General features: G+C 71.4%; 23 protein-coding genes. 12 read left to right on the top strand and 11 right to left on the bottom strand.

The window, feature by feature from the left end; all coding sequences use genetic code 11:
- Positions 1 to 110: 110 nt before the first annotated feature.
- The 3 genes from sppA to BN1197_RS07140 form a co-directional block, all read right to left on the bottom strand.
- A complete protein-coding gene (gene sppA / locus BN1197_RS07150) occupies positions 111 to 1,880 on the bottom strand; it encodes a signal peptide peptidase SppA (protein WP_052466163.1) in 1,770 nt (589 codons plus the stop codon).
- Positions 1,881 to 2,082: 202 nt separating this feature from the next.
- Positions 2,083 to 4,008: an acetate--CoA ligase gene (gene acs, locus BN1197_RS07145; protein ID WP_040157684.1), complete on the bottom strand. Its 1,926-nt coding sequence runs from the start codon at positions 4,006 to 4,008 to the stop codon at positions 2,083 to 2,085.
- A gap of 230 nt (positions 4,009 to 4,238) precedes the next feature.
- The gene (locus BN1197_RS07140; RefSeq protein WP_245851847.1) at positions 4,239 to 5,666 is read right to left on the bottom strand and encodes a S8 family peptidase; all 1,428 of its coding nucleotides are present in this window, start codon (positions 5,664 to 5,666) and stop codon (positions 4,239 to 4,241) included.
- A 254-nt stretch (positions 5,667 to 5,920) separates the two neighbouring features.
- On the opposite strand from BN1197_RS07140, the gene BN1197_RS07135 reads away from it, so the two are divergent.
- The gene (locus BN1197_RS07135; RefSeq protein WP_082043705.1) at positions 5,921 to 7,405 is read left to right on the top strand and encodes a S8 family serine peptidase; all 1,485 of its coding nucleotides are present in this window, start codon (positions 5,921 to 5,923) and stop codon (positions 7,403 to 7,405) included.
- A gap of 408 nt (positions 7,406 to 7,813) precedes the next feature.
- Positions 7,814 to 8,821 (top strand): hypothetical protein, encoded by a 1,008-nt coding sequence (locus tag BN1197_RS07130; RefSeq protein ID WP_141397240.1) that lies wholly within the window; start codon positions 7,814 to 7,816, stop codon positions 8,819 to 8,821.
- A 68-nt stretch (positions 8,822 to 8,889) separates the two neighbouring features.
- Here the strand turns inward: BN1197_RS07130 and BN1197_RS07125 are convergent, their stop codons facing one another.
- The 6 genes from BN1197_RS07125 to BN1197_RS07100 form a co-directional block, all read right to left on the bottom strand.
- A complete protein-coding gene (locus BN1197_RS07125) occupies positions 8,890 to 10,494 on the bottom strand; it encodes a solute symporter family protein (RefSeq protein ID WP_040158072.1) in 1,605 nt (534 codons plus the stop codon).
- A 35-nt stretch (positions 10,495 to 10,529) separates the two neighbouring features.
- Positions 10,530 to 10,868, bottom strand: coding sequence for a DUF485 domain-containing protein (locus BN1197_RS07120; RefSeq protein WP_040157678.1), 339 nt, complete (start codon positions 10,866 to 10,868; stop codon positions 10,530 to 10,532).
- Positions 10,869 to 11,208: 340 nt separating this feature from the next.
- Positions 11,209 to 12,714 (bottom strand): sodium/solute symporter, encoded by a 1,506-nt coding sequence (locus BN1197_RS07115; protein WP_040157675.1) that lies wholly within the window; start codon positions 12,712 to 12,714, stop codon positions 11,209 to 11,211.
- Entirely contained in the window at positions 12,711 to 13,097 is a 387-nt protein-coding gene (locus tag BN1197_RS07110) for a hypothetical protein (RefSeq protein ID WP_040157672.1), read from the bottom strand. Before BN1197_RS07110 ends, BN1197_RS07115 begins: the two co-directional genes overlap by 4 nt.
- A complete protein-coding gene (locus BN1197_RS07105) occupies positions 13,094 to 13,870 on the bottom strand; it encodes a LytR/AlgR family response regulator transcription factor (protein WP_040157669.1) in 777 nt (258 codons plus the stop codon). Before BN1197_RS07105 ends, BN1197_RS07110 begins: the two co-directional genes overlap by 4 nt.
- Before the next feature lie 138 nt (positions 13,871 to 14,008).
- Entirely contained in the window at positions 14,009 to 15,244 is a 1,236-nt protein-coding gene (locus BN1197_RS07100) for a histidine kinase (protein ID WP_390622704.1), read from the bottom strand.
- Positions 15,245 to 15,423: 179 nt separating this feature from the next.
- Between BN1197_RS07100 and BN1197_RS07095 the strand changes: the two genes are divergently transcribed.
- The 9 genes from BN1197_RS07095 to BN1197_RS07060 all read left to right on the top strand — a co-directional run bounded on the left by BN1197_RS07095 (position 15,424) and on the right by BN1197_RS07060 (position 22,087).
- Positions 15,424 to 16,278: a Fic family protein gene (locus BN1197_RS07095; protein WP_040157666.1), complete on the top strand. Its 855-nt coding sequence runs from the start codon at positions 15,424 to 15,426 to the stop codon at positions 16,276 to 16,278.
- Positions 16,279 to 17,265: 987 nt separating this feature from the next.
- The gene (locus BN1197_RS07090; protein WP_096807369.1) at positions 17,266 to 17,988 is read left to right on the top strand and encodes a nucleotide-binding protein; all 723 of its coding nucleotides are present in this window, start codon (positions 17,266 to 17,268) and stop codon (positions 17,986 to 17,988) included.
- Positions 17,985 to 19,121 (top strand): TadA family conjugal transfer-associated ATPase, encoded by a 1,137-nt coding sequence (locus BN1197_RS07085; protein ID WP_040157663.1) that lies wholly within the window; start codon positions 17,985 to 17,987, stop codon positions 19,119 to 19,121. The genes BN1197_RS07090 and BN1197_RS07085 overlap by 4 nt, the downstream gene beginning before the upstream one ends.
- The gene (locus tag BN1197_RS17950) at positions 19,121 to 19,246 is read left to right on the top strand and encodes a hypothetical protein (protein ID WP_261795888.1); all 126 of its coding nucleotides are present in this window, start codon (positions 19,121 to 19,123) and stop codon (positions 19,244 to 19,246) included. The genes BN1197_RS07085 and BN1197_RS17950 overlap by 1 nt, the downstream gene beginning before the upstream one ends.
- On the top strand, positions 19,243 to 20,043 hold the full coding sequence (locus tag BN1197_RS07080; protein ID WP_052466158.1) for a type II secretion system F family protein: 801 nt from the start codon (positions 19,243 to 19,245) through the stop codon (positions 20,041 to 20,043). The genes BN1197_RS17950 and BN1197_RS07080 overlap by 4 nt, the downstream gene beginning before the upstream one ends.
- Before the next feature lie 10 nt (positions 20,044 to 20,053).
- The gene (locus BN1197_RS07075; protein ID WP_052466157.1) at positions 20,054 to 20,623 is read left to right on the top strand and encodes a type II secretion system F family protein; all 570 of its coding nucleotides are present in this window, start codon (positions 20,054 to 20,056) and stop codon (positions 20,621 to 20,623) included.
- Between the two features lie 250 nt (positions 20,624 to 20,873).
- Positions 20,874 to 21,113, top strand: a complete 240-nt coding sequence (locus tag BN1197_RS07070) for a DUF4244 domain-containing protein (protein WP_052466155.1) — start codon at positions 20,874 to 20,876, stop codon at positions 21,111 to 21,113.
- A gap of 142 nt (positions 21,114 to 21,255) precedes the next feature.
- Complete coding sequence (locus BN1197_RS07065; RefSeq protein ID WP_052466153.1) at positions 21,256 to 21,666, top strand: TadE family type IV pilus minor pilin; 411 nt, start codon at positions 21,256 to 21,258, stop codon at positions 21,664 to 21,666.
- Positions 21,644 to 22,087: an Rv3654c family TadE-like protein gene (locus BN1197_RS07060; protein ID WP_082043703.1), complete on the top strand. Its 444-nt coding sequence runs from the start codon at positions 21,644 to 21,646 to the stop codon at positions 22,085 to 22,087. The genes BN1197_RS07065 and BN1197_RS07060 overlap by 23 nt, the downstream gene beginning before the upstream one ends.
- Here the strand turns inward: BN1197_RS07060 and BN1197_RS07055 are convergent.
- Positions 22,056 to 23,057, bottom strand: a complete 1,002-nt coding sequence (locus tag BN1197_RS07055; protein ID WP_245851846.1) for a MinD/ParA family ATP-binding protein — start codon at positions 23,055 to 23,057, stop codon at positions 22,056 to 22,058. The genes BN1197_RS07060 and BN1197_RS07055 overlap by 32 nt on opposite strands.
- Positions 23,058 to 23,199: 142 nt before the next feature.
- Positions 23,200 to 25,512 carry a DEAD/DEAH box helicase gene (locus BN1197_RS07050; RefSeq protein WP_052466149.1) on the bottom strand — a complete coding sequence of 771 codons (2,313 nt, stop codon included), beginning with the start codon at positions 25,510 to 25,512 and terminating at the stop codon, positions 23,200 to 23,202.
- Between the two features lie 87 nt (positions 25,513 to 25,599).
- On the opposite strand from BN1197_RS07050, the gene BN1197_RS07045 reads away from it, so the two are divergent.
- Positions 25,600 to 25,971 carry an STAS domain-containing protein gene (locus BN1197_RS07045; RefSeq protein WP_040157657.1) on the top strand — a complete coding sequence of 124 codons (372 nt, stop codon included), beginning with the start codon at positions 25,600 to 25,602 and terminating at the stop codon, positions 25,969 to 25,971.
- The last annotated feature ends 6 nt before the right edge of the window (positions 25,972 to 25,977 follow it).

Raw genomic sequence — 25,977 nt, 5'->3', positions numbered from 1 at the left:
CGTCTACCCGGGACGACGCCGGGTCGTCCGTTCCTTCGGTGCTTCTCGCGCGCTCCGTCATCTCGGATCTTCCTCTCGGTCCGCTTCGGTCCTCACTTCGGTCTGCCCGGTCAACGCCAGCGCACGGGCGTCATCGTGAGCACGCCGGTGGTGCCGAGCCCCAGCGCGGCGAGGGCGTCGTCGAGCAGCGGCACCCCTTCGCCGAACATCGCGCCGAGTCCTGCCCGGACGATGCCGCGCGCCGACAGGTCACCGGCCGCGGTGGAGATCGGCGAATCGCTGTTGTCGGCGGGCATGAACCTGTCGAGCAGGCCGAGCTTGGGGCTGATGCGGGTCTCGGTGCGGTCGGGGTCGAGACCGGCCAGGGCGCAGGCCCGGCCGACCGCGGCATCGAGGCCGCCGACCTCGTCGACGAGGCGGTGCTCGACGGCCTGCGCTCCACTCCACACGCGTCCGCGGGCGAGTGGCTCGAGCTCTTCGAGCGGCAGGTCGCGGTCTTCGGCCGCCTTGCTCGTGAAGTCCGCGTAGGTGTCGTCGAGTATGCGCGACAGCAGGGTCCACTCCTCCTCGGTGAACGCACGCTGACTCGAGAGCATCCCCGCGTAACGGCCGGTCTCGATGAGTGCCCGGTGGATGCCGAGCCGGTCGAGGCCCCCCTGGGCGACGAACTTGCCGCCGAGCACACCGATGGAGCCGGTGAGCGTGGTGGCGTCGGCGACGATCTCGGTGCACGGCATCGAGATGTAGTACCCGCCCGACCCGGCGACCGACCCCATCGACGCGACCACGGGCTTGTCGGCCTTGACTTGCAGGATCTCGCGCCGGATCGCGTCGGAGGCGACCGCTGAGCCGCCGGGGGAGTCGACGCGCAACACCACGGCGCCGACCTTGTCGTCCTTCGCGACGTGACGCAGCGCCGCCGCGAGGGAGTCGGAGCCGATGGAACGGCCGCCCATCGGGGCGCTGCCCGAGCGTCCGAGGTGGATCGGGCCGGCCGCCTGCACGATCGCGACGACCTTGCGCCCCCGCCCCCGGATCGACTCCAGGCCGGAGAAGCCGGAGTCGTACCGCTCGACGTACCGCAGCTCGATGTCGTCCTCGGCGCCGACGCGGGCGCGCAGGGACGCGTAGGCCTCGTCGCGGTATCCGATGCGGTCGATCAACCGCAGGTCGAGAGCCCGCCCCGGGGCGAGCGGCCCCTCGTCGAGCACGCCGCGCAGATCGTCGGGCTCGAGCCCGCGACCGCGCGCGATGCCGGCGAGGAACGCCTCGACCGCCGAATCGGTGAGCGATTGCAGCATCTCGCGGTTGGCCTCGGTGATGTGCCGTTCGGTGAACGTCTCCATCGCCGACTTGTACTCGTGTCGGCGGTCGAACTGCGGCTCGATACTCGTCTTGTCGAGCGCCTCGCGCAGGAACACCGCCTCTGCCGCAGCGCCCGTGATCTGCAGATATCCGGTGGGCTGCAGCCAGACCTCGTCGGCGGCGGTGGCGACGAGGTAGCCCGCGACCCCGTTGGTCATCTCGCCGTACGTCTCGGCCCAGGCGACGACCGGCTTGCCGGAGTCACCGAACCGTTCGACCGCGTCGCGCACCTCCTCGGCGTGCGCCGGTACGAGCGTCGGGGCGCAGGCGTGGACGACGAGACCCCGCACCTTGGGGTCGTCGGCCGCGTCACGAAGACCCTCGAGAAGGGCGTGCAAGGTAGGGGTGTGCCGTTCGCGCAGCGCCTCGATCGGCGACGTGGGCGCGGTCTCGGCGACGCCACGCGCGAGGTCGAGTTCGAGCAGGCAGTCACCCGACAGGCCCGGCACCGGCAGCTTGCGCAGGGCCGAGGTGTCGAAGGGGAGGCGGTCGAGGATCTCGGTGAATGCACTCACGCCTGCGAGGCTACCGACCCCCACCGACAACGCCCGGTGAACCACCTGAACCGTTGACGGTGACGGCACCCCGGTCGTACCCGATCGCGTGCGGGAAAGGGAACGCCCCACCGGCAGGGGTCCGGTGGGGCGTTCGGGCGGCAGGACGATGCGGGTCACCTCACGTCGGTCCCTGCCGCAGGGCCGACGCGTGGGGGCTCGACTACTTGGCCATGCCGGCCTTGATGGTGTCCATGACCGAGGAGTCGGTCAGCGTCGTCGCGTCACCGATCTCACGGCCCTCGGCGAGGTCCTTGAGCAGGCGGCGCATGATCTTGCCCGAGCGGGTCTTGGGCAGCTCGCTCACGACCGCGATCGACTTGGGCTTGGCGATCGGGCTGATCTCCTTGGAGACGTGCGCCTTGAGGTCGGCGACCATCTTCTCCACGTCGGAGTCGTCGGCGCCTCCGCGCAGGATGACGAACGCGCACACGGCCTGACCGGTGAGGTCGTCGGCGGCACCGACCACCGCGGCCTCGGCGACGGTCGGGTGCGAGACGAGGGCCGACTCGATCTCGGCGGTCGAGAGCCGGTGGCCGGAGACGTTCATGACGTCGTCGACGCGCCCCAACAACCAGATGTTGCCCTTCTCGTCGTACTTCGCCCCGTCGCCGGCGAAGTAGTACTTGTCGCCGAACCGGCTCCAGTACGTGTCCTTGTACCGCTGGTCGTCACCCCAGATGCCGCGCAGCATCGCCGGCCAAGGCTTGGTGAGCACGAGATAACCCACCTTCTCGGGCTCGGTGAACGGCTGACCCTCGTCGTCGAGGATCTCGGCGCTGACGCCGGGGATGGGCTTCTGCGCCGAACCCGGCTCGAGCACCGTGACCCCGGGCAGCGGCGAGATCATGATCGCGCCGGTCTCGGTCTGCCACCAGGTGTCGACGATGGGAGCGGTGCCGGAGCCGATGTACTCGCGGTACCAGCGCCACGCCTCCGGGTTGATCGGCTCGCCGACGCTGCCGAGCACGCGGATCGACGACAGGTCGTACTGCTGCGGGATGTCGGCGCCCCACTTCATGCACGCGCGGATCGCGGTGGGCGAGGTGTAGAGCACCGAGACCTTGTACTTGTCGACGATCTCCCACCAACGGCCCTGGTGGGGGTAGTCGGGGGTGCCCTCGTAGAGCACCTGGGTGGCGCCGTTGGCGAGCGGTCCGTACACGAGGTAGGAGTGCCCGGTGACCCAGCCGATGTCGGCGGTGCACCAGTAGACGTCGGTCTCGGGGTGCACGTCGTGGACGATCGAGTTGGTGAACGCGCACTGCGTGAGGTAGCCGCCGGAGGTGTGCAGGATGCCCTTGGGCTTACCCGTGGTGCCCGAGGTGTAGAGGATGAACAGCGGGTGCTCGGCGTCCATCGGCTGCGGCTCGTGGACGTCGGAGGCCTTGCCGACGAGGTCCTCCCACCAGAGGTCCTTGTCGTTCCACTCCACGTCGATGCCCGTGCGCTTGACGACGAGCACGTGCTCGATCGTCGTGTTCTCGCCGCTCACAGCCTCGTCGACCGCGGCCTTGAGTGGCGCGGCCTTGCCCTTGCGGTACTGGCCGTCGGAGGTGATGACGAGCTTGGCCTCGGCGTCGGCGATGCGCGAGCGGATCGCGTCGGAGGAGAACCCGCCGAACACCACCGAGTGCGGGGCTCCGAGCCGGGCGCACGCGAGCATCGCCACGACGGCCTCGGGGATCATCGGCATGTAGATCGCGACCCGGTCGCCCTTGCCGATGCCGAGCTCGGTGAACGCGTTGGCCGCCTGGCAGACGAGCTTCTGCAGTTCGGCGTACGTGATCGAGCGGGAGTCGCCCTCGACGCCCTCGAAGTGCAACGCGACGCGCTCGCCGTTGCCGGCCTCGACGTGACGATCGACGCAGTTCTCGGCGACGTTGAGCTCGCCGCCCACGAACCACTTGGCGAACGGGGCATTGCTCCAGTCGAGCGTGGTGTCGAAGTCCTTGCGCCACGTGACGTAGTTGCGGGCCTGCTCCGCCCAGAAACCCTCGAAGTCCTTGTCGGCGGCCTCGAACATCTCCGCCTTGCCGTTGGCCTGCGCCGTGAGCTCGGGAGTCGGGGCGAGGTTCGATTCGGTCACGTTGTCCTCCTGCGGGGTCGGTGGCGTGGGGTCACTCAACCGTGTTCACGCTACTCCTGCCAAGGGGGCTCACAGCCCCGTCGGCAGTCGGTCACCTGCTGCGGCGAGCGGTCACACCGCGTGAGCTGCGCGGCGGCAGCACCGGATTCGGTGCGGTTCGGGGCCGAGCGCATGCCGATCCGGCCGCCGGTGTCGACGGCCGTCGGCGTGGTGGAGGCCGACGAGGTGACTCAGCGACGGACGGCGGCGAGGGCGTCGACGAGACCGTGGCCGTAGTAGCTGGAGACTCCGCCCTTGATGCGGCACTGGGCGTCACCGCGCGGGCAGGGCAGAGGCCGGGCCTGGGCCTCGAGCATGGCGACGAGCTGCCTGGGGCCGGCCTTGGGGTGCCGGGAGGCGAGCAGCGCGACGACGCCGGAGGCGTGCGGGGCGGCCATCGAGGTGCCCGACTCGATGGCGTACTTGTTGCCCGGCACGGTGGAGAGCACGTCGTCGCCGGGGGCGGTGACGTCGATGGAGCCGAGGCCGTCGTTGGAGTAGGACGCGAGGACGCGTTTGCGGTCGACGGCCGACACCGAGACGACGTTCGGCAGCTCGGTGGGCAGGTCGTGGCATCCGCTGTTGATGCGGCGCATGCGCTCGGTGGCGTCGGTGGGGCTCTCGCTGTCGATCGACTTGCGCGAGAGGTCGAGCCCGGAGTTGCCGGCCGCGGCCACGTTGACGACCCCCTTGCGGGTCGACCACGCGAACGCCCGGCGCATCGCGGTCTTGACCGCGGCCTGGCTCGGCTGGTCGTCGCACCAGAAGACGAACGGGTCGACGAAGTAGCTGTGGTTGGCGACCTTGGCGCCCACCCGCGCGGCGGACATGATGCCGCAGAGCGCGTACTCGGGGTAGATCATGCCGTCCTCGTCGAGGACCTTGACCGAGGCCAGCCGCACTCCGGGCGCGACGCCGACGACCCCCTGGCCGTTGCGGGCCGCGGAGACGATGCCGGCGACGTGCGTGCCGTGGGAGTCGGTGGTGGCGCGCCAGGCGGCGGGACGGGTGTCGGGCCGGCCGCCGTTCGTGCATCCGACGCTCTTGGCCGGGTCGATCGCGGACCGGAGCTCGGGATGCGTCGGGTCGATCCCGGCGTCGACGACGGCGACCGTGACCGAGCGCGAGCCGCGGGTGACCTTGTGGGCCTGATCGGCCCGGACCATCGAGAGGTTCCACTGGGGGCGCTCGCGCCCGCCTCGACCGCCCTCGGAGGTGGACACACCGGCCCCGATGGCGGTGGGCTTGACCGGGATGCTGCGGGTGGCTCCGACCGCCGCCACGACCTTGGCGCGGCGGATCTTGGTGAGGAAGCTCGTGTCGCGGGACTGGACCACCAGGACCCCGATCTCTGGCCACGCGACGACGACCCGCCCGCCGGCCGCGGTGACGGCCTTGTGGCCGGCGAGGCGATCGGCACGCGAGGTGTCGCGCAGGTCGACGAGGTAACTGGCCGTGCGGCCGGCCCGAGGGATCTGCGCCATCGGGGTGGAGGGTCGCTCGGTGACCCGTGTCGCGGCAGATTCGAGCCGGGGACCCGCCGTGGCAGGCGCCGACGTCCACGCGATCGGCGTGAGTACCAGCGCGGCGAGGGCGCACGGAACGGCCTTGCGGAACACGGAGAACCTCCTCTGCGTCGACGGCCACCGGGGGAGTGACCCACGAGCCAGCGTAGGGAAAGGCTCCGACAACACCCTGCCCGCGCCGCTCACTGAGATCGTGCGGACGACCGACATGCTCGGGGCTCCGGAGAAACCTGAACGCGGGCTCGGAGAAAGATGTCCGTAATCCTTGAGTCGGGCCTTTGGTCCGTGTCTACTGATCCGGTCGGACGACGATGTCCGGCATCCCCCCCTGAAACACAGGAGACACCGTGCAGCCTTCCTCCCGTCTCACGCGTCTGGGTCTGGCCCTGACGGCCGTGGGCACTCTCGTGGTTCCCGTCCTCGCCACCTCGGCCCTTCCTGCCTCGGCCGCGGTCACCGCCGACCCCTCCACTCCGGTGCCCGTGGTGGCTCCCGAGGGCGCGACGATGAGCTACGTCGTCAACGTCGACAAGGTCAACTTCGGTCAGATCAACAAGGCCGAGCGCGCCGTGAAGGCCGCCGGTGGAACCGTGATCCAGCGCTACGACGAGATCGGCGTCCTCATCGTCCAGTCGACGAAGGCGTCGTTCCTGCCCACGCTGCGGGCCGACAAGAACAGCGCCGTCGCCTCCGCCGCGCCCACCCGCACGGTGCCCGTGAGCGAGGCTCCCGGAGCCCCCGCCGGTCGTCCCGTCCCGCCCGGTCACCGCAAGCTCGCCGACTTCGAGGGCATGTACACCGGCAGCCCTTCCGGTGCCGCCGGCAACCTCGACCCGATGGAGGGTGAGCAGTGGGACAACGTCATGATCAAGGCCGATCAGGCCCACAAGGTCACCGACGGTGACCGCAAGGTGACGGTCGCCATCGTCGACTCCGGTATCGAGGCCGACCACCCCGATCTCAAGGCCAACATCGTCCCGTCGCTGTCGGTCAACTGCACGGGCAGCGGTGTGCCGTCGCCGACCGGGTGGGAGCCCACGGCGAGCTCGCACGGCACTCACGTGGCGGGCACGGTGGCCGCGGCACGCAACGGTGTCGGCATCGTCGGTGTCGCCCCGGCGGTCAAGCTCGCCTCGGTCAAGGTCGTCAACGACGACGGCTTCATCTACCCCGAGTACGCGATCTGCGGGATCATGTGGACCGCGAACAAGCAGATCCCCGTGGCCAACCACAGCTACTACGTCGACCCGTTCCAGTTCTGGTGCGGTGACCAGGCCGACCAGGCCCCGGTGCTCGAGGCGATGCGTCGGGCGTACGCGTTCGCCGACAAGCGTGGCGTGGTCAATGCGGCCGCGGCCGGCAACTCGGCGTACGACCTCGCGAACAAGACGACGGACGACGAGAGCCCGAACGACTCCACGCCGATCGACCGCAAGATCAACAACACGTGCCGCGACATCCCGACCGAGCTGCCGGGCGTCGTCACCGTCTCCTCCCTCGACAGCAGCGGCGGCCTGTCGTCGTTCTCGAACTACGGCGACGGTGTCATCGACGTCTCGGCGCCCGGCCGGTCGATCCTCTCGACCTACGTCGGCCACCGCTGGGCGAGGCTCTCGGGCACGTCGATGGCGTCTCCGCACGTCGCGGGCGTTCTCGCCCTGCTCAAGGGCACGCACCCCGAGGCGACCCCGGCGCAGCTCGTGTCGCTGCTGAAGTCGCAGGCGCAGGACCGGCCGTGCCCGGCGGGCGACGCGCGCTGCACCGGCACCCCGCAGTACAACGGCTTCTACGGCGACGGCATCGTCGACGCCCTCAAGGCCGTCCAGCGCTGATCTCTCCGTACCTCAGGAGGACCACCGGAGGCGGTGACGCACGACGCGTCACCGCCTCCGGCGTGTCGTGGGGTGCGACCGTGAGCATTGTTCACCGGATGGTCTTCGGGCTTCGGCTGTCCGGTGATGATCGGCGCTCTACGCTGCGATCGACGCGGGGAATCCGACGTCGCGCGTAGCGAGCAGATCGGGGGGTCTGTGATGTCGCATTCGATCTCGACTGACGAGAATCACAGGAATCTCAAGAATCACGACACTCACGAGAATCACGAGAACGCGCCGGTCGCGCCGACCCAGGATGGTGCGGCTCCGCCTCTCGATGCCGAGGCAGGGGTGCATCGGCCCAGGCGCGTCTTCCGAGCACGCAGGTGGTTCGGCCTCGCCGCGGGCGTGGGCGCCCTGGTCTGCGTGGCCTCCGGGATCTCAGGGGTCTCCGGGGGAGGAGAGCTCACCGGTTCGTCGTTTCCCGGTTGGCTCCCGCCGACCAGCGCGGCCTGGTCTGCGAGCCGGGCTCCGGCGGCGCTGACCTACTACGTCGACCCGGAGATCGGCTCCTGGGCCGAACAGGTCGACGTCGTCTCGGTCGGCGGCGAGGCCACGCGTCTCTCCCTGCCGAGGCGCGCCGCGCCACTTGCTCTCCCGGGCCCGGACGGGCAGCGCGTGGCCTTCGGCACGCCCACCGAGATCGTCGTGCGGGACCGTTCGGGTGACGTCCGGCTGCCGGTGCGGCATCGCGGAGAGTGGATCGCGCGACCGTTGGCGTGGGCTCCCGACGGCTCGGGCGTCTACTACGTGCCGGGGCGCCTCTACGACCAACGGTGGGCCTCTCACATCCCGTTCACCGCCGAGCCCGACGGGGCACCGGTGCCGATCTCGTTCCTCTCGCTCGACGGCACGGAACGGACGTTGGCGTGGGCCGAGTCCGTCGCGTCGCTGTCCCCGGGGCCGGGACGCGACGAGTTCACCACGTGGGGTGCCGACGGGGTGCGCACGTACGACGCCGGCTCGGGGCGGTTGAGGCGGCGCGTCACCGACGATTATCAGATCGGCGCGATGCCACTGGGGGCGTCACCCGAGACGGTGATCACTCGGAGCACCCAGCGGACGCCCCACCAGCAGCAGGTCGGAAACGAGCCACCCGTGGGCGGCCTCGAGATCCGGAACCTCGACGGCAGCCTGCGCCACCGCGTCCCGATCGAGGAGGATCAGTTCTTCGAGGGCATCGGCTTCACGGAGGACGGTGAGTACGTCGGTGAACTCCGCACCGGCGACGAGCGCAGCCTGGTCGTCATCGACACACGCACCGGCACCTCGCGGGTCGTCTCCCGGTGGCGGGCGACCGACATCACCGGGGCACTCACCGCGGGGGGACCGGCCACCCTCTCCCGGCTTCTGTCCGAGGTCCGGCGTCCGTAGGGCACCGCACGACGAAGGCCGCTCCGGACATCGTTGTCCGGAGCGGCCTTGTCGTGAGAGGACGAGTGTCAGTGCGTGACGACCTCGCCCGTGACGCCGGCGCCGGTGAGGGAGCGGACCTCCATCTCGGCGAACTTGGCCTCGTTGTACTCCTTGCTCGTCATCGAGCCGAGCCAGCCGAGGAAGAACCCGAGGGGAATGGAGATGATGCCGGGGTTCTCCAGCGGGTAGAAGGCGAAGTCGAGGTGGGGGAAGATCGACGTCTCCTTGCCCGAGGTGACGGGGGAGAAGAAGATCAGCAGCAGGCAGGAGGCGAGGCCGCCGTAGATGCTCCACAGAGCGCCGCGGGTGTTGAAGCGCTTCCAGAACAGCGAGTAGAGGATCGTCGGCAGGTTGGCGCTGGCCGCCACCGAGAACGCCAGTGCCACGAGGAACGCGATGTTCTGACCGTAGGCGAGCACGCCACCGACGATGGCGATGATGCCGACGGCGACGGTCGCGATCCGAGCGACCCGCACCTCGTTCTCCTGCGAGGCCTGGCCGCGCTTGATGACCTCGTTGTAGATGTCGTGGGCGATCGTCGCGCTCGTCGTGATCGTCAGGCCGGCGACGACGGCGAGGATGGTCGCGAACGCGATGCCCGAGATGATGGCGAGGAAGATCGGGCCACCGAGTTCGAGTGCGAGCAGCGGCGCGGCCGAGTTGGCCTTTCCGGCCGCGGCGTTGATGCGCTCCGGCCCCACGAGCGCCGCGGCGCCGTAGCCGATGAGCAGCGTGAACAGGTAGAACGCGCCGATGAGCCAGATCGCGACCTCGACCGACTTTCGGGCCTGCTTGCTGGTGGGCACCGTGTAGAACCGGATGAGCACGTGCGGCAGGCCGGCGGTACCGAGCACGAGGGCCATCGACAGCGAGACGAAGTCGAGCTTGGTGAGATCGCTCTTGCCGTACTTCAGACCCGGGTTGAGCAGCGCCTCGCCGACCTTGCCGGAGTTCGCGACCGCGGCGTCCATGACCTGCGGCAGGCTGAACCCGTTGAGGCCGAGGACCCACACCGACATGAGCGCGGCGGCCGCGATGAGCAGGCACGCCTTGATGATCTGCACCCAGGTCGTGCCCTTCATGCCGCCGATCATCACGTAGCCGATCATGACGACGCCGACGACCGCGATGACGACGTTGATCGCCGTCCGACCGGTGAGGCCGAGCAGCAGCGCGACGAGACCACCCGCACCGGCCATCTGGGCGAGCAGGTAGAAGAACGACACGGCGAGGGTGCTCGTCGCGGCGGCGAGGCGCACCGGGCGCTGGCGCAGCCGGAACGAGAGGACGTCGGCCATCGTGAACCGGCCCGTGTTGCGCATGAGCTCGGCGACGAGCAGCAGCGCCACGAGCCAGGCGACGAGGAAGCCGATGGAGTAGAGGAAGCCGTCGTAGCCCTGCAGGGCGATCGCGCCGGCGATGCCGAGGAACGAGGCCGCCGAGAGGTAGTCGCCGGCGATCGCGAGGCCGTTCTGGCCACCCGAGAACGCCGCGCCGCCGGTGTAGTACTCGGCCGCGGTCTTCTTGCCGGAGGCGACCTTGATGACGACGGTCAGCGTGACGACGACGAAGACGACGAAGATCGAGATGTTGAGGATCGGGTTGCCGACGTCGGTGCTCCCGCCCTCCATCGGCGCGAGTGCCGGGGTGAGGGACTGCAAGGCGTTCACTTGTGCTCACCCACTCCCATGATCTCCTCGCGAATGGCGTCGGCGCGGGGGTCGAACTGCTTGTCGGCCCAACGCACGTAGGCGATCGTGATGCCGAACGTCGTGAGGAACTGCGCGAATCCGAGGATCAGGCCGATGTTGATGTTCGAGAACACCTTGATCGACATGAACTCGGGAAAGTACGCCGCGAGGATGACGTAGGCGAAGTACCAGGCGAGGAAGAAGATCGTGCAGGGAAAGACGAAGCTGCGGAACCTGCGCCGCAGATCCTGGAACTGGCTGCTCTCCTGCACCTGGCGATACGAGGGCGAGGCTGCCGAGGCTGACGTGTCCACCGACGAGCACCTCCTGTCGGGTCGTGAACGGAGTCGTGAAACGGGTTCGTGAACGGTCGGACGCACGAGCCGTGCGCTCGCGTTGCCCCACTGTGGTGCGACGGGTGGGGGTCGCGGCAGCACCACGGCCGGGGCGTGAGGCCGACGGTGGCAGAGTGCGTTTGACGGTGCCCCGTCGTTCGGCGAACGGTCGTCCGTCGCCGCTGAGCGGCGGGGCCACCTGCCCTGCGAGGTGGACCGGCGACCGGTGCCGGTGACCGTGCCGGGTCTCGACGCGTCCGACGACCGGCCCGACGACCAGCCCGACGAAGCGACCCACGAGGCGGCCGGAGCCGCCTGGTCAGTGACGCCGGCCGGAGTGCGCGCGTTCGGGGGTGTGCAGGCGGGTCATCGTGCGCAGGGTGTTGCGGGGGATCCGCTCGGCCGTGGCGAGCGAGGCGAGGATCGCGGTGACGAACGCGAGCGGCACCGTCCACGCCGCCGGCCGTTGCACGTACGCCGCGTAGGGCTCGGGTGGCAGATGGCCGGTGAGGACGACGACGGTGGCCGCGAGCGAACCGATCGCGCCGACGGTCATGCCGATGGCGGCGCCGCGAGCGGTGAGGTCGCGCCACCACACGCCGAGGGCGAGCAGTGGGCACAGGGTCGACGCCGAGACGGCGAACACGAGTCCGACCATCGTCGCCAGGCCCACGTGCCCGAGGGCGACGGTGATGACCAGCGGGACGATCATCGAGATGATGGCGGAGACCCGGAAGCTGAAGATGCCGTCGACGTCGTCGCCGGTCCATCGACGCAGACGAGGACGCACGAGATCCTGGTCGATGACCCCGGTCACCGCGACCGCGAGCCCGGAGGCGGTCGAGAGGAACGCGGCGAACGCTCCGACCGAGAGCACGACGACGAGGGCCTCGCCGATCGCCCCCGGCGCGATGACGTGGGGCAGGAGCAGCACGATCTGATCGGCCTGACCGCCGGGCGGCAGCGTCGGCAGGTAGGCGCGTCCGAGCACGGCGTAGACCGGCGGGAAGAGGTAGAAGAGCCCGAGCAGCCCGATGACCGGGACGGTGGTGCGGCGCGCGGATCGGCCGTCGCGGTTGGTGTAGAAGCGCACCGCGACGTGCGGCAGCCCCATCGTGCCCAGGCACAGAGCGATGAGCAGGGAATACGTCGAGTAGGCCTCCATGCCGAGGGACTCGACGCGCGGTGCGGGCATCTCGGGGAAGGGGCGGTGGTCGGCCGCCCAGATCGCGACGAGGATCACGGCAGGCACCGCGATCGCGACGAGCTTGACCCAGTACTGCACGGCCTGCAGGTCGGTCACCGACCGCATGCCGCCCGAGACCACGTTGATCGTCACGACACCGACGACGAGGACGCTGCCCACCCAGCCGGGGGCTCCGGTGAGCGTGGCGACGGCGATGTCGGCCCCTTGCAACTGCGGCACGAGGTAGAGCCATCCGATGACCACGACGAGAACCGAGGTGAAGAGCCGCAGTCGCGCGCTCTCCAAGCGGAGTTGGGCGAAGTCGGGCACGGTGTAGGCACCGGACCTGCGCAGGGGGGCGGCGATGACCGCGGCGAGCACGACGTAGCCGAGGGTGTAGCCGACGGGGAACCACAGCATCGCCGCACCCGAGGCGTACACGAGCCCGGCGATGCCGAGGAACGAGGCCGCCGAGAGGTATTCACCGCCGATCGCGAACGCGTTGCGCCAGGGGGTGACGGTGCGGCCGGCGACGTAGAAGTCGGAGGTCGTGCGCGACAGGCGCACGCCGTGGACGCCGCCGACGACCGTCGCGATGCACGTCACCGCGATGGCGAGGACGACGAACGGTGCGGTCACGGAAGATCCATGAGCTCGCCGAACTCGCTCTCCACGCGCTCGGCGGCACGCACGTACCAGTACGTGAGGAGCACCGCGGCGGGATAGACGAGCACCCCGAGCCCCACCCAAGATGCCGGCACTCCGACACCGCCCACCGGCACGACCTCCGGCGCGAGGAGTAGGAGGCCCGGCAGGAGCAGCACCATGAGCGCGACGCAGATGACGAGGGAGAACGTGAGGCGGCGTTGGGTGCGCAGGATGGAGTCGAGATAGACCTCGCCGAGCGCGGTCTCCTCCTCCAGGTCGCGGTAGCGGGAACCGCGGTGGGCCCGGCTCGCGGTCTGGCGTGGCGAGGTGATCCGCACCCGACGCGGGGCGTGTCCTCGGCCGGGCGTGGTCACGACGATCCGCGACGCGGCAGCCGGACGAGCCGCTCCCGCAGGTCGCGGCTGTGCCGACGGCTCACCTGCAGCTCGATGCCGTCGCCCACGACGACGACGCTGCGGCCTCCGTCGGTGCGCACCTGGGTGATGGCGGGCAGCGAGACCAGCGTGCTGCGGTGGATGCGGGCGAAACCGGCCTCGGCCCACCTCTCCTCGAGCATGGTGAGCGAGACGCGCAACAGGTGAGAGCCCTCCGCGGTGTGCAACCGGGCGTAGTCGCCCTGGGCCTGCACGTAGAGCACGTCGGAGCGCTGCACGAACGACGTCACGCCACCGAGCTCGACCGGGATCGTCTCGTCGGGCACGGTCGGCGTGGAGGCCGAGGACGAGGACCCGCCACGGGCCAGGACGACCCGTCGCACGGCCTCGGCCAGGCGCGTCGCCCGCACCGGCTTGACCAGGTAGTCGGTCGCGGAGACGTCGAACGCATCCACGGCATGCTGCTCGTAGGCGGTGACGAAGACGATCTGCGGACGCTCGGCGAAGCGGGCGAGGACACGAGCGAGCTCCATGCCGTCGAGGCCCGGCATCCGGATGTCACAGAAGAGGACGTCGGCGGGCGACTGGTCGAGGGCCCGCAGCGCGTCGGCCCCGTTCGCGGCCGTGCGAACCTCGCCGACGCGGTCGTCCTGCTCCAACAACCACGCCAGCTCCGCACGGGTCGGCGCCTCGTCGTCGACGACGAGGGCACGCAGGCCGGGCGTCGTCGGCCCGGCAGGCTCTGCTGCCATGCGAGAAGATTACGGGAGGTGAGGCCACGGACGTGGTGAACGACGCGACAGGCCGTGGCATGAGGCCGCCGTCGCCGGTGGTCTCAGGGCGTTGCTCACCCCACTCGGCGTCTCACTCGTCACCGCCTCACTCGGCGCTCACTCGTCGGCGTCGGGATGGAACTTGGGCACGCGAAAGCAGACCTTCGTGCCCGCGCCGACGGCCGTCTCCACGGTGAGGCCGTATTCGTCGCCGAACGTCTGGCGCAACCTGGCGTCGACGTTGGCCATGCCGACGTGGTCGCCGGCCTCGTCCCCTGCGAGGACGGCGCGGATGCGCTCGGGGTCGGCCCCCGCGCCGTCGTCCTCGATGACGATCTCGGCCTCCGTCCCCATGTCGTGGGCCTCGATGCGTATGGTGCCGACGCCCGTGGCGGCCTCGATACCGTGCTGGACCGCGTTCTCCACCAGCGGCTGGATGGCGAACGAGGGCACCCGCACACCGAGCACCTCGGGCGCCACCCGCAGGTGGACCTGCATCCGATCGCCGAACCGGGCCTCCTCGAGCACGAGGTAGCGCTCGATGTTGACGAGTTCGTCCGCGAGCGGGGTGAGGGGCCGGGTGCGGCGAAAGCTGTACCGGGTGAAGTCGGCGAAGTCGAGCAGCAACTCGCGTGCCCGGTCGGGATCGGTGCGCACGAACGAGGCGATGGCGGCGAGGGAGTTGTAGATGAAGTGCGGGCTGATCTGGGCCCGCAACGCCCGCAACTCGGCCTCGACGACGCGGCCGCGTTCACGGCCGAGTTCGGCGATGTCGATCTGCGCCGCGATCCACACGGCCACGGCCTCGGTGGCGCGCACGAGATCGCTCGTCGACCCGCGGTGGTAGGAGGCGAGCACCGCGACGACCCGGTGGTCGCTCACGACGGGCGCGAGGATGGCGGCGCGCAGCAGGCAATCAGGATCGTCGCAGCTCACGCGACGCTCGTCGAGCCGCATCGTGCGACCGCTGGAGAGCACGACCCCCACCTGCTCGGCGAAGTCCGCACGGTGATGGTCGGCCTCGCCCTCCCACGCGAGCACGCCTCCGGCGTCACCGATGGCGACGGCGTCGACGCCGAGCAGGGGTCGCAGGTCTCGGGCGGCGCGCGCGGCGGCATCGGGGGTGAGCCCGTGACGCAGGTGGCGCGCGGCCGTCGAGGCGGCGTGGAGCGTGCGGTACGTGGCGGTGCTCTCGGGGGAGGCGATGCGCCCCCGCGAACGCAGGGCCACGGCGACGAGGACGAGCACCAGCGCCACGGCGACCACGGCCACGGCGACCACGACGGGGGCCTGGGCGCCCAACTCGGCCACGGCGGCCTGCGACCACCGCAGGGAGAGCGGGAGCGTCGTCACTCCCGCACTCTACGGCCGGAACCGGCACGAACCCCGGATCGACGACGCGGCGGGGTGACGACCGGTGGCGACCGCGTGACGACCGGTGGCGACCGCGTGACGACGGGACCGAGGCAAGCGAGGCATCCGCGCCGGCCCTTCCCCCGGGTGGCCGAACCCGCCGTCCTACGCTGACGCCCATGAACGATGCCGCAGACGCGCTCCGCACGATCGCCGCCTGGCCGGCCGTCGACGAGGCCCTCACCGAGGCGCGCGAGGCGTGCACCCGCCTGCGCTGGCACGAGGGCCTGCGACGCCGGGCCCCGGAGGCGGCGGCCGAGTCGCGCGTCCGAGGAGCCCGGGCCTCCGCCGAGATGGACGGGGCCCGATCCGACGACGCGGTCGTCCGTGGCCTGCTCATCGGCGCCGTCGAATGGCCCGAACGTCCCGACCCCACGCTCACCGTGCTGCGCGGGGCGATGCAGGCGACCGCCGAGGCCGAGCACATCGGCCGCCTCGTCACGAGCTCGCCGCGGCAGGCGCTCGCGCGACTCCACACGGCCGCCGCCGAGCCGCTTCTCGGCGCCACCCCGGATCTGCTCGGCCGGCCGCGTCGCGGCGAGGGATGTCCGGAGTTCTCCGACCTCGGCGAGCCGCTCGCGCACGTCGACGAGCGCCTCGCGGGCGTTGCGTCGCTACTGTCGTGCGCCGGGACGCCGGGGATCCCGGTGGTTCTCGTCGCCGCCCTCGCCCACGCCGAGATCGCCGTCGTCCGGCCGTTCGTGCGCGGCAACGGGCTCGTGGCCCGAGCGCTTGAGCGTGCGCTGATCCACGCCGGGGGTGTCGATCCGACGGGGGTCTCGGTGCCCGAGGCCGGCCACCTGCGCCGGGTGGGAACGCCCTACCTCGGCGCGCTCGCCGCGTACGCGGATGGCAGCCGGGAGGGCATCGAATTGTGGGTGCGGCACGTGGCCGGCGCGGTGCGAGACGGCGCGGCCGAGGGGGAGCGGATCGCCACCGAGGTGCGGGCCGGGCGACTCGACGCCGGGGCGTGATGCCGGCCGGAGGGCCGAGTGCTCTTGAGGGACTGCGGTGCTTGAGGGATTGCGGCGCGAATCGGGGCGTTCGAGGAGGGTGCGGACGTGAGGGTCGAGGCCGTGGCCCGCGCATCCCCACCATGAGCGTACGCCGCAATGACGAACGCCACCATGGTCTGCTCTTGCGCGGCTGCAGGATGGCCGCCCATGCTGAACCTGTCGACACGAAGAGCGATCCTCGAGTCGACGAGCAGGTGAACGAACCGGGTACCCACTCGCAGGCAGTCCACTGATGGACCGGTCCGTTGGTGGGCTGGCCCCACCCGGACGGCTTTGACCGCACGCTTGATCACCCGGCCAGTTCACCGCCCGATGGCACCCCCGTCCGCGGGGGTGCCATCGTCGTCTCCGGACCTTGTCTCGGCCGCTGCCACGGCCACGGGAGCGTCGACGCCGTGTGGGTTCGTCCACGCTCGGCGAACACGCTCGGATCCGGAACCGCCGCGGCCCGATGCCCATCGGCCGCGCGGCGCCCCTCCATGATGCCGCCGATGCGCCAACGGACGATGAATGCCGAGGTCATCGGCCTGTCGGGGGTGTGACGGCGGCGTTACAGAAGTGGGTGCAACTTTCTCGCCTCACGGAATTGCCAATCGGACGTCCAACCAGCACAATGGGTTCAGCGCTCCCTTCGGGTTGAGCGCGGCGCACCAGCTCCTCCCCCCCGGGGCTTGGCGCGTTTGGCGGCCCCCGTTGTCCCCCCAGCGGGGGCCGCCCCATGTCCACCTCCAGATCTGCGCTGTTCTCTCCCTCGGCCGTGACGCGCGCTCCGCGGGACGGAGCAGCGTCGCGCGCCCGACCGGCCCTGTCGAAGGGGCTCGTCAGCCCGATCCGCGGGGCGGGCGAACGGCGCGTCGTCCACAACCCGATCGGCGGCACGAGAGCCGTCCACAGGCGGCCGCGGCGCCCTCCCGGTGCGGAGCCCGCCCGCGCCAGGCTGCAGGCATGTCTCGCGTGATCTCTGTCGTCGGCACCGCCGGGGGCGTCGGCGCCTCCGTCCTCACCGCTGCGCTCGCCACTCGCGCGTCCCATCACGGCGCAGCGGTCGTCGCCATCGATGCCCGGCCCTGCGGCGGCGGGCTCGACGTCGTCCTGGGCGTCGACGAGGAGCCCGGCCTGCGATGGCGCGACCTGCTCGACGCGGCGGGCACGCTCGACGGTGCCGAGATCTTCGGCAGGCTGCCGTTGTCCCGGCGCTGCGGAGTGCTGTCCTTCGACAGAGAGGCACCCGTCGTCCCCTCCGGCGAGGTGCTGCTCAGCGCCGTGGCCGCCCTCCAGCGGGTGAGTGACCTCGTATTCGTCGACGCTCCCCGCGCCGGTGAGTGGTGGGAGGCCGAGGTCGCCGAGCTGAGCGACGAGGTCGTGGCGCTCACGGGCACCTCGGTACCGGCGCTCGCCGGAGCTGCCTCCTCCCTCGCCCACCTCGACGCCGTCCATGACGCCGTCTGGCTGGCCTGCCGCACCGACCGGGGCACGACCGACCTGCCCGAGCGGCTCGCCGGCCTTCTCGACCTGCCGCTTCTCGGGGCCGTGCCCACCGACGGTCGAGTCGCCACCGCAATCCTCGAGGGACGTCCTCCGCCCGGCAAGGGGCCGTACGCCCGAGCCGTCGACGTCCTGCTCTCCACCTTGAACCCACTCCTGCGACCCGGCCGGAGGCCCGCATGACGACCGCGGCCGTCTGGGACCACATCCGTCGGGGTCGTGGCCCGACGCCCACCCGCGTCGCGCACGCGGTCGGCCAGGAGTCGGCGGTCCTCGGTGCCGCCGGCGTGGCCCGGCGCGCCGACCGCATGGAGGATGCCCTGCTCGGCAGCGGCCCTCTCACCGACCTCGTCGAGGACCCCCGCGTCACCGATGTGCTCGTCAACGGCGTCACCGGGGTGTGGGTCGACCGTGGGGGAGGGCTGACTCCCGTCGACGTCGACCTCGGCGACGCCGCCGACCTGCGCCGCCTGGCGGTACGGCTGGCCGGGGCCGCGGGCCGCCGTCTCGACGACGCGAGTCCCTACGTCGACGGGCTGCTCCCGGCCGGCGTCCGTCTGCACGCGGTACTCCCGCCGCTGGTCGACGGCGGCCCGCACATCAGCCTGCGCATCCCACGTCGCAGCGCGCCCACCCTGGCCGACCTGGAGGACTGGGGTGCCTGCACGCCCGCGATGGCCGCGGTGCTGCGCGCCGTGGTCGCGCGACGCTGCGCCTTCCTCGTCACCGGTGGCACAGGGTCGGGCAAGACCACCCTGCTCGCCGGACTGCTCGCCGAGGTCGCCGCCACGGAACGGTTACTCGTCGTCGAGGACGTCAAGGAGCTCGCCATCAGGCATCCGCACGTGGTCGCGTTGCAGGCCCGCCAGCCGAACGTCGAGGGCACGGGAGCGGTCGACCTCGCCACCCTCGTCCGGCAGAGCCTGCGCATGAGACCCGACCGCGTCGTGATCGGGGAGGTTCGTGGCGCCGAGGTTCGCGACATGCTCACCGCCCTCAACACCGGGCACGAAGGCGGCTGCGGCACCGTCCACGCCAACGCTCCGGCCGATGTCATCGCTCGCATGGAGGCGCTCGGCGCCCTCGCCGGGATGAGCCCGCAGGCCACCCGCAGCCAGTTGGCGAGTGCCCTGCGGGTCGTAGTCCACATGCGACGCGACGGGCACGCGCGAGTCGTCGACTCGATCGGAGTCCTCGACGGCGGCGCGCGCGGTCTGCGCGTGGTGCCCGCTCTTCACCGCGCGCCGGATGGATACCGACGAGAGGCGGGGTACGCGTTGCTCGCCGGGCTGCTCGACCTGCCCGAGGAGCCGTGATGGCGTCGTTCGTCACCGCGCTCGTCGTTGCCCGCGCCGGTCTGGTCGTGTCGGTATCCCGACCGCGGGTCGAGGCGCCGCGACCGGTGTCGACCGAACCGCGGCGTCTCGCGGAGCAGCCGTGACGGGCGCGGTGGTGCTCGCCGGACTCGCCCTCGCGTCGGCGATCCTCGTCTTGCCGTCCTCTGCGGCCCTCTCCCGCATCGAGGGCCTGCAGCGTTCGTCGGTCCGTGCGAGGCGACCCGGGGATTCCTCGGTCGTCGGTGGGCCGCCGCCGGGCGTGTTCGGTCGGAGGCCGGCGGGAGGCCCGTCGGCAGTGGCGGCGCGTGCCGACGGACTGGGACTCGGCTGGAGACGTCCCGGCGGTGCCGTGGTGGAGCAGTCCGAGACCGAGGCACTGCTGGCGTTCCTCGACGTCCTCGCTCCGAGTCTGCGGGCAGGGCGATCGCCGGAGGAGGCGGCGCGACTCGCCTGCGAGGTCGTGGACGGTGGAGCGGTGGTGGCCGACATGCGCGATGCCCTGGGCCGTGGTCGCTCGGTGGAGGCCGTTCTGTCGCGCCACGCCCGGGACCACCCCGACGTGCGGCTGTTCGCCCGCGCCTGGCAGTTGTCGGCGCTCACCGGCTGCCCGCTGGCCGACACGGTCGCCTGCGTGGCCCGTCTCGTCCGTGCCAAGCTCGCGCATCGCCGTCGTGTCGAGACCGCGTCCACGGGCGCGGACGCGACCATTCGCATCCTCACCGCGTTGCCGCTCGGCGGCCCGCTGCTGGCCTTCGCCGTCGGCGTCGACCCGATGCAGGCCTACGTCCGCTCGCCCATCGCCTGGTGGTGTCTCGTCGCCGGAGGTGTCCTCGTGCTGGCGGGTCGGATCTGGGTCCGGCGGCTGGTCGAGCAGGTGGCCCGCGGCCCGGTTCTGGGGTGAGGACGGCGGCATGGGTGAGCTCATGACGGCCGTTCCCGGCGAGGCGATCGTCGTCGCCCTCCTCGTGGCGGCCGCGGTGTTCGTCATGACCGGCCGCGCCGACGGCCGGGTGGCGCGGTTCTTCCCCAAGGCGAGGCCGGCGGTCACCCCTGCGGTCGAGATCGCCGACGTCGCGGATCTTCTCGCGCTCGTGCTGGCCTCCGGGCGGGGCGTGCTGCCGGCGATGGCGACCGTCGCCGAGCGAACAGGTGGGCGGCTCGGAGCCGATCTCGCGGTCGTCGTCGCCGCTCGCGGCTGGGGACTCACCGACGACCAGGCGTGGCGCATGGTGGACGCCGCGTGGCAGCCGGTCGCGCGTGCACTCGTACTCGCCGAGGCGGCCGGAGTGCCTCCCTCGACCACGCTCGCGGCCGCGGCCGAGGACATCCGACGCACCGAGGACCAGCGGCTCGAGGTCGCGACCGAGCGGCTCGGAGTCCGCCTCGTCCTTCCTTTGGGGCTGACGTTCCTGCCCGCCTTCGTCGCGACCACGGTCGTCCCGGTCGTCGGTGCTCTCGCCGCGACCATCCTCGCGGGCTGACGTCACCGCCGGGACAGGCACTTTCACCGCAGGTCGACGGCTTCGCACGCCGGGGCGCCTGGTGAAAGCGCCTGTCTGAGCGGGTCCGGTGGAGCGAATGCGGGCGAGCGTTGTCCACAGCGGCGCGGGCGGGGCGTCGTCATCCCCAGGCGCGAGAGAGCGTGCCCCGCCCCTCGGCGTCGAAGTCGAGAGTGGTGGTGCGGCTCCCGCCGTGTCCTCCCGATATCCCACCCCCACGAAAGGTCACGTCATGTCTCGCACCCTCGTGCGCACCCGTCGACTCATCACCCACCGCATCGCGCGACGGATCGCGTCGCGGTGGTCCGAACTGCGCCGGTCCGCCGAGGCCGGCATGTCGACGGCGGAGTACGCCGTCGGCACGTTGGCCGCGTGCACGTTCGCGGCCGTGCTCGTCGCGGTCGTCAAGTCGAGCGCCGTCAGCGCTGCGCTCACCAAACTCATCACGAGTGCCCTCGCCGTCGGCAACTGACATGCGCCCGACCACCCCCGGACGGCCGTCCGCGCCCACGCCTTCGGTTCCTGATCGTCGGGGCCACGCCCACCGCCGCGCCCGCGTTGCCTGCCGGCGGCCGGGCGCGGCGGCGCGGCCGGCCGCTTCGGGCGACAGCGGAATGGTGACGGCCGAGATGGCCGCGGCGATGCCGGTCGTCGTCCTTCTGTTGGCGCTGGTCCTCACCTCCGTGCGGGTCGGTGTCGACCAGATGCGATGCGTGGATGCCGCTCGGGCCGGCGCCCGAGCAGCCGCACGAGGGGAGGGCGACGACGCGGTCGGCACTGTCGTCGCGCGAGCCGCCCCCCGCGGGTCACGCGTCTCGATCTCCCGCGTGGACACCGATGTCGTCGTCGACGTGTCCGCGCCGGCGGTGCTGAGGGTTCCGCTGCTCGACGCCCTGCCCTCCCCGGCCGCCCGCGCGACGAGTGTTCTGGAAGGCACCACCGAGCGAGGTGCCTCCGAGGTCCGGCCGAGCAGACTCACCGGGGGCGAAGGGGAACGTGCCGATGTCGCGTCGAGCAGACCATGAGCAGGGGAGCGCGACCGTGATGGCGCTCGGTCTGCTCGGGGTCGTTCTCGCCCTGCTCGTCGCCGCGTTGATCCTCACCACGGCGGCCGTGACGTCACACCGCGCGCGGGCGGCGGCCGATCTGGCTGCGCTCGCCGCAGCGGGCAGAGCCACCGCTACGGCGGGTGATGTCTGTGGTGAGGCGCGCCGGGTGGCCCGCCTGCACGGTGCGACCGTCCGGGAATGCCAGGCCGACGGGTTCGACGTCGAGATCGAGGTGGCGATCCGACCACCCGGCGCCGCGGCTCGCTTCGGCGAGGCGCGCGCACGGGCTCGTGCCGGGCCGGAGCGACCGCTCTCGTCTGCGCCCGTCGCCGCGGCGCGTGCCCGCGCGCCGGCCGGAGCAGCCGTCAGCGGTGGTGGCGTCCGAACCGCCCGGTGATGGCGGCGGCGATGTCGAGGTAGGCCTCACGGGTCGCCGGCTTGAGCTGGTCCCATTCGAGGAGGGCGCCGTCGGCGACGTGCGGGTCGGAGGGGACGACGATGAGGTCCCCCGCCTTCCACAGGTGCTGCGTGACGGCCTCCTTGTCCACCGACTTGCTCACGATGTCCTTCGCCGTGAGCACGACGATGCAGGTGCGGGCCAGATGCTCGAAACCGTTGTCCTCGAGCCACTCGATCGACTCCGCCGCGCGCTTCGCGCCGGTGATCGACCACGCGGCCGGGATGACGACGGTGTTGGCGAACCGGAGGATGCCCGCCATGAGCGGGTGCGTGACACCCGTTCCGCAGTCGATCTGCACGAACGAGTAGTACCGCTGCACCACGCGCATGATGTTCTCGAAGTCGCGAGAGCTGAGCGAGTTGCCCAGCGTCGGGTTCGGCTCGCCCGGCAGCACCGTCAGCCGGCCGCTCGTCGCCGTGTACCGCGAGAGTTCGTCGAGGCTCGTCACCTTCTCCACGTCTCGGGCCAGGCGCGAGATGCCCGCGAGCTTGGCCCCCACCACCCGCTCGGCGAGGTCACCGGCGTCGGGGTTGGCGTCGATGGCGAACACCGGGTCGGGCCGCAGGTCGGCCAACGCGATGGAGGTCGCCGCCGTCGTCGACGTCTTGCTGATGCCGCCCTTGAGGCAGAAGAACGCGGTGACGTGCCGTCCGCGCAACTGCGTCGCGATGCGGGCCTCCCGATCGCGCTCATGGGCCTCCTTGGCCGACAGCCCGGGGTTCCAATGCCCACCCGAGATCGTGTAGGCCGACGACCGCCAGCCGGACCGCGGCCGGCGTTCGCGCGGCCTGACCATCGGGGCGGTCCACTCGGGGCGAGGACTCGCCTCGTCCGCGACGGCCGGCTCCGACGTCGCCGGGGTCGACGTCGCCGTCCGAGTCGTGGACTCGATCCGTGTCTCACTCACCGGGTCCGGGTGCGGCGCAGAGGGATCGGCGAGGGCATCGAGGCGAGAGTCGCCGTGCGGGGAAGAAGCGGAGGCCACGTGATCCGTCCTGGGATGGTGGGGGGCTCGGTGTCTGGACTTTTGTCCAAGAGCCGGGCTCCTGTCAAACGTCACCGGCGGCGAGAACACCCGTGTCGTCGCGGGATTCGGCCATCAGCAGCAGGTCGAGCACAGCCACGGCGCCCGCCTTGTCGAGGGGCTCGTTGCCGTTGCCGCACTTGGGCGAGTGCACGCAGGACGGGCATCCGGACTCGCACCGGCACGCACTCACCGCCTCCCGGGTGCGCTCGATCCACTCCCGGGCGCGGGCGTATCCCTCCGCGGCGAAGCCCGCGCCGCCGGGGTGGCCGTCGTAGATCATCACCGTGGGCAGGCCCGTGTCGGGATGCACGGCCGTGGAGACCCCACCGATGTCCCAGCGGTCGGCGGCGACGAGCAGCGGCAGCAGCCCGATCATCGCGTGCTCGGCGGCGTGCAACGAGCCGGGCACGTCGCGGGGGTCGACGCCGGCCTCGGCGAGCAGCTCGGGGGTGAGGGTCCACCAGACCGCGCACGTCGTCAGCTTGCGCTCGGGCAGGTCGAGGGGATGCTGACCGAGCACCTCACCGCTGGGCAGGCGCCGCAGGAACGACGTGACCTGATTGCGCACGCAGACCCGCCCGGTGCTCGTGGTGACCGATCCCGATTCGCGGCACCGGGCGACGTCGAGGATGTCGAAGGCGCTGACGGAGCGGGCCATCGTGGTCCAGCCCGGGTCGCCCTCGGCCACGTGGGCACTGCCCCCGTCGAGGTCGAGGGAACGCACGACGTAGGTGCGTCCCTGGTGCAGATGCACCGCCCCGGTGTGCACCGCCGCGTCGGCTCGTGCGGCGTCGACCGTGCCGATGACACGTCCGGTCGCGTCCTCGACGATGGCGATCTGCGCCCCCACCCCGCGAATCGGCAGTTCGTCGGTGGGGCGCTCGTCTCGGGTCCAGAACCACCCGACCGGTCGCCGACGCAACAGTCCCGCCGCGGTGAGTCGATCGAGCAACGCGGGCGCTGCAGGGCCGAAGATCGTCTCCTCCGGTCGCAGAGGAAGCTCGTACGCGGCGGCGAGCAGGTGCGGTCCGAGGATGTGGGGGTTGTCCGGGGAGGTCACGCACGCCTCGAGCGGGCGGTCGAACAACGCCTCGGGATGGGCGACGAGGTAGGTGTCCAGCGGATCCTCGTCGGCGACGAACAACACGAGGCTGTCGCGGCCGGACCGTCCGGCCCGCCCGGCGCGCTGCCACCACGCCGCCGTGGTTCCGGGCCAACCGGCAAGGACCACGGCATCGAGACCACTCACGTCGATCCCGAGCTCCAGCGCGCTCGTCGAGGCCACCCCGAGCAGATGCCCCTCACGCAGATCCCGCTCGAGCCTTCGGCGATCCTCCGGCAGATAACCCCCGCGGTAGGCGGCGACGGTCGACGCCAGAGTCGCATCGGCGCCGCGCTCGAGCAGGCGGCGGCGGGCCGTCTCGGCGACCACCTCGGCGCCGGCGCGCGACCGCGTGAACACGACCGTGCGCACCTGCTCGGCGACGAGGTCGGCCAGTCGTTCTGCGGCGTGGGTGAGGGTGGAGCGCCGCTCCGTGCCGTCGGTCGGAGTCGGATCGAGCACCACGAGGGTCCGTTCGGCCGCAGGCGAGCCGTCGTCGACCACCGCGACCACGTCCTGCCCGAGCAGAGCGCCGGCATGCTCCGCCGGGCGGGCCACGGTCGCCGAGGCGAACGCGAACGTCGGTGAGGCTCGATGATGCGCCGCGAGACGCCGCAGTCGCCGGAGCACGGCCCCGACATGGGTGCCGAACACCCCTCGGTACGCGTGACATTCGTCGACGACGACGAACGAGAGCCCGCGGAGGAAGGCAGCGAAGTGTCGATGCCCGGGCAGGATCGAGTGGTGCAGCATGTCGGGGTTCGTGAACACGACGTTCGCGTGCCGCCGGATCCACGCCCGTTCGTCGGTCGGGGTGTCGCCGTCGTAGAGCGCGGCGCGCACGCCGGGGATCCCGAGGGCCTCGACGTGCGCCAACTGGTCGGCCGCGAGCGCCTTGGTCGGGGCGACGTAGAGCATCGTCGACGGGGCGGCTCCGGGTGGCCCGACGACGGCGGAGAGTGCGGGCAGCAGGTAGGCGAGGCTCTTGCCCGACGCGGTGCCGGTCGCGACGACGCAGTGCCGACCCGCGTGCAGGTGCTCCGCGACATGCGCTTGATGGCTGTAGAGCGCTCGAACACCCCGGGCCTCGAAGGCACGGCGCACCTCCGGAGCGGCCCACTCCGGCCACGGCACCCCGGTTCCCTTGCGAGCCACGAAAACACGACGACCGGCGACGCGGGGCGCCGACGGGGGCAGCCCGGCGAGCGTCGTACCGGGGTCGAAGGGGGGCATCCGTCCACGGTACGGCGCGAGGCTCGGACCGGGTGCACGCCGGGGCCCGCAGGCGCATAGAGTGAGCGAAAGTCGAAGGAGGCGGTGATGAACGAGCTATCGGTGTCCAGTCACGACATGGGTCGCTTCACGGTGGTGGAGGCGACCGGGGACATCGACCTCATCTCGGCGCCGGTGCTTCGCGCGAGCCTCGACACGCTCTTTCGCGATGCACGCTCCCGGCTCGTCATGGATCTGCGTGGCGTTCCGTTCCTCGATTCCACGGGCCTCGGGGTTCTCGTCGGTGCGCAGCGCGCCGTGCGTCATCACGGCGGTGATGTGCGCATCGTGTGCTCCGACCCCCGCGTTCTTCGGGTCTTCTCCATCACCGGGCTCGACCAGGTGTTCTCCATCTACGACAGCCCGGAGCAGGCCGTCGAGGAGCCCGATCCGCAGGACCGCCCGGCCGATCCGCGTTAGTCCTAC

The organism is Mobilicoccus massiliensis (assembly GCF_000826525.2).
Classification (GTDB): Bacteria; Actinomycetota; Actinomycetes; order Actinomycetales; family Dermatophilaceae; genus Mobilicoccus; species Mobilicoccus massiliensis.
The sequence above is the reverse complement of the archived record's forward strand: the minus strand, read 5'-3'. Positions and strand labels throughout refer to the sequence as shown.

Coding starts and splice junctions, on each gene's coding strand:
- BN1197_RS07125 (WP_040158072.1), bottom strand. CDS start 10,494: ATGGAGGGCGGGAGCACCGACGTCGGCAACCCGATCCTCAACATCTCG.
- BN1197_RS07105 (WP_040157669.1), bottom strand. CDS start 13,870: ATGGCAGCAGAGCCTGCCGGGCCGACGACGCCCGGCCTGCGTGCCCTC.
- BN1197_RS07095 (WP_040157666.1), top strand. CDS start 15,424: ATGAACGATGCCGCAGACGCGCTCCGCACGATCGCCGCCTGGCCGGCC.
- BN1197_RS07090 (WP_096807369.1), top strand. CDS start 17,266: ATGTCTCGCGTGATCTCTGTCGTCGGCACCGCCGGGGGCGTCGGCGCC.
- BN1197_RS07085 (WP_040157663.1), top strand. CDS start 17,985: ATGACGACCGCGGCCGTCTGGGACCACATCCGTCGGGGTCGTGGCCCG.
- BN1197_RS17950 (WP_261795888.1), top strand. CDS start 19,121: ATGGCGTCGTTCGTCACCGCGCTCGTCGTTGCCCGCGCCGGTCTGGTC.
- BN1197_RS07075 (WP_052466157.1), top strand. CDS start 20,054: ATGGGTGAGCTCATGACGGCCGTTCCCGGCGAGGCGATCGTCGTCGCC.
- BN1197_RS07070 (WP_052466155.1), top strand. CDS start 20,874: ATGTCTCGCACCCTCGTGCGCACCCGTCGACTCATCACCCACCGCATC.
- BN1197_RS07065 (WP_052466153.1), top strand. CDS start 21,256: ATGGTGACGGCCGAGATGGCCGCGGCGATGCCGGTCGTCGTCCTTCTG.
- BN1197_RS07060 (WP_082043703.1), top strand. CDS start 21,644: ATGTCGCGTCGAGCAGACCATGAGCAGGGGAGCGCGACCGTGATGGCG.
- BN1197_RS07050 (WP_052466149.1), bottom strand. CDS start 25,512: ATGCCCCCCTTCGACCCCGGTACGACGCTCGCCGGGCTGCCCCCGTCG.
- BN1197_RS07045 (WP_040157657.1), top strand. CDS start 25,600: ATGAACGAGCTATCGGTGTCCAGTCACGACATGGGTCGCTTCACGGTG.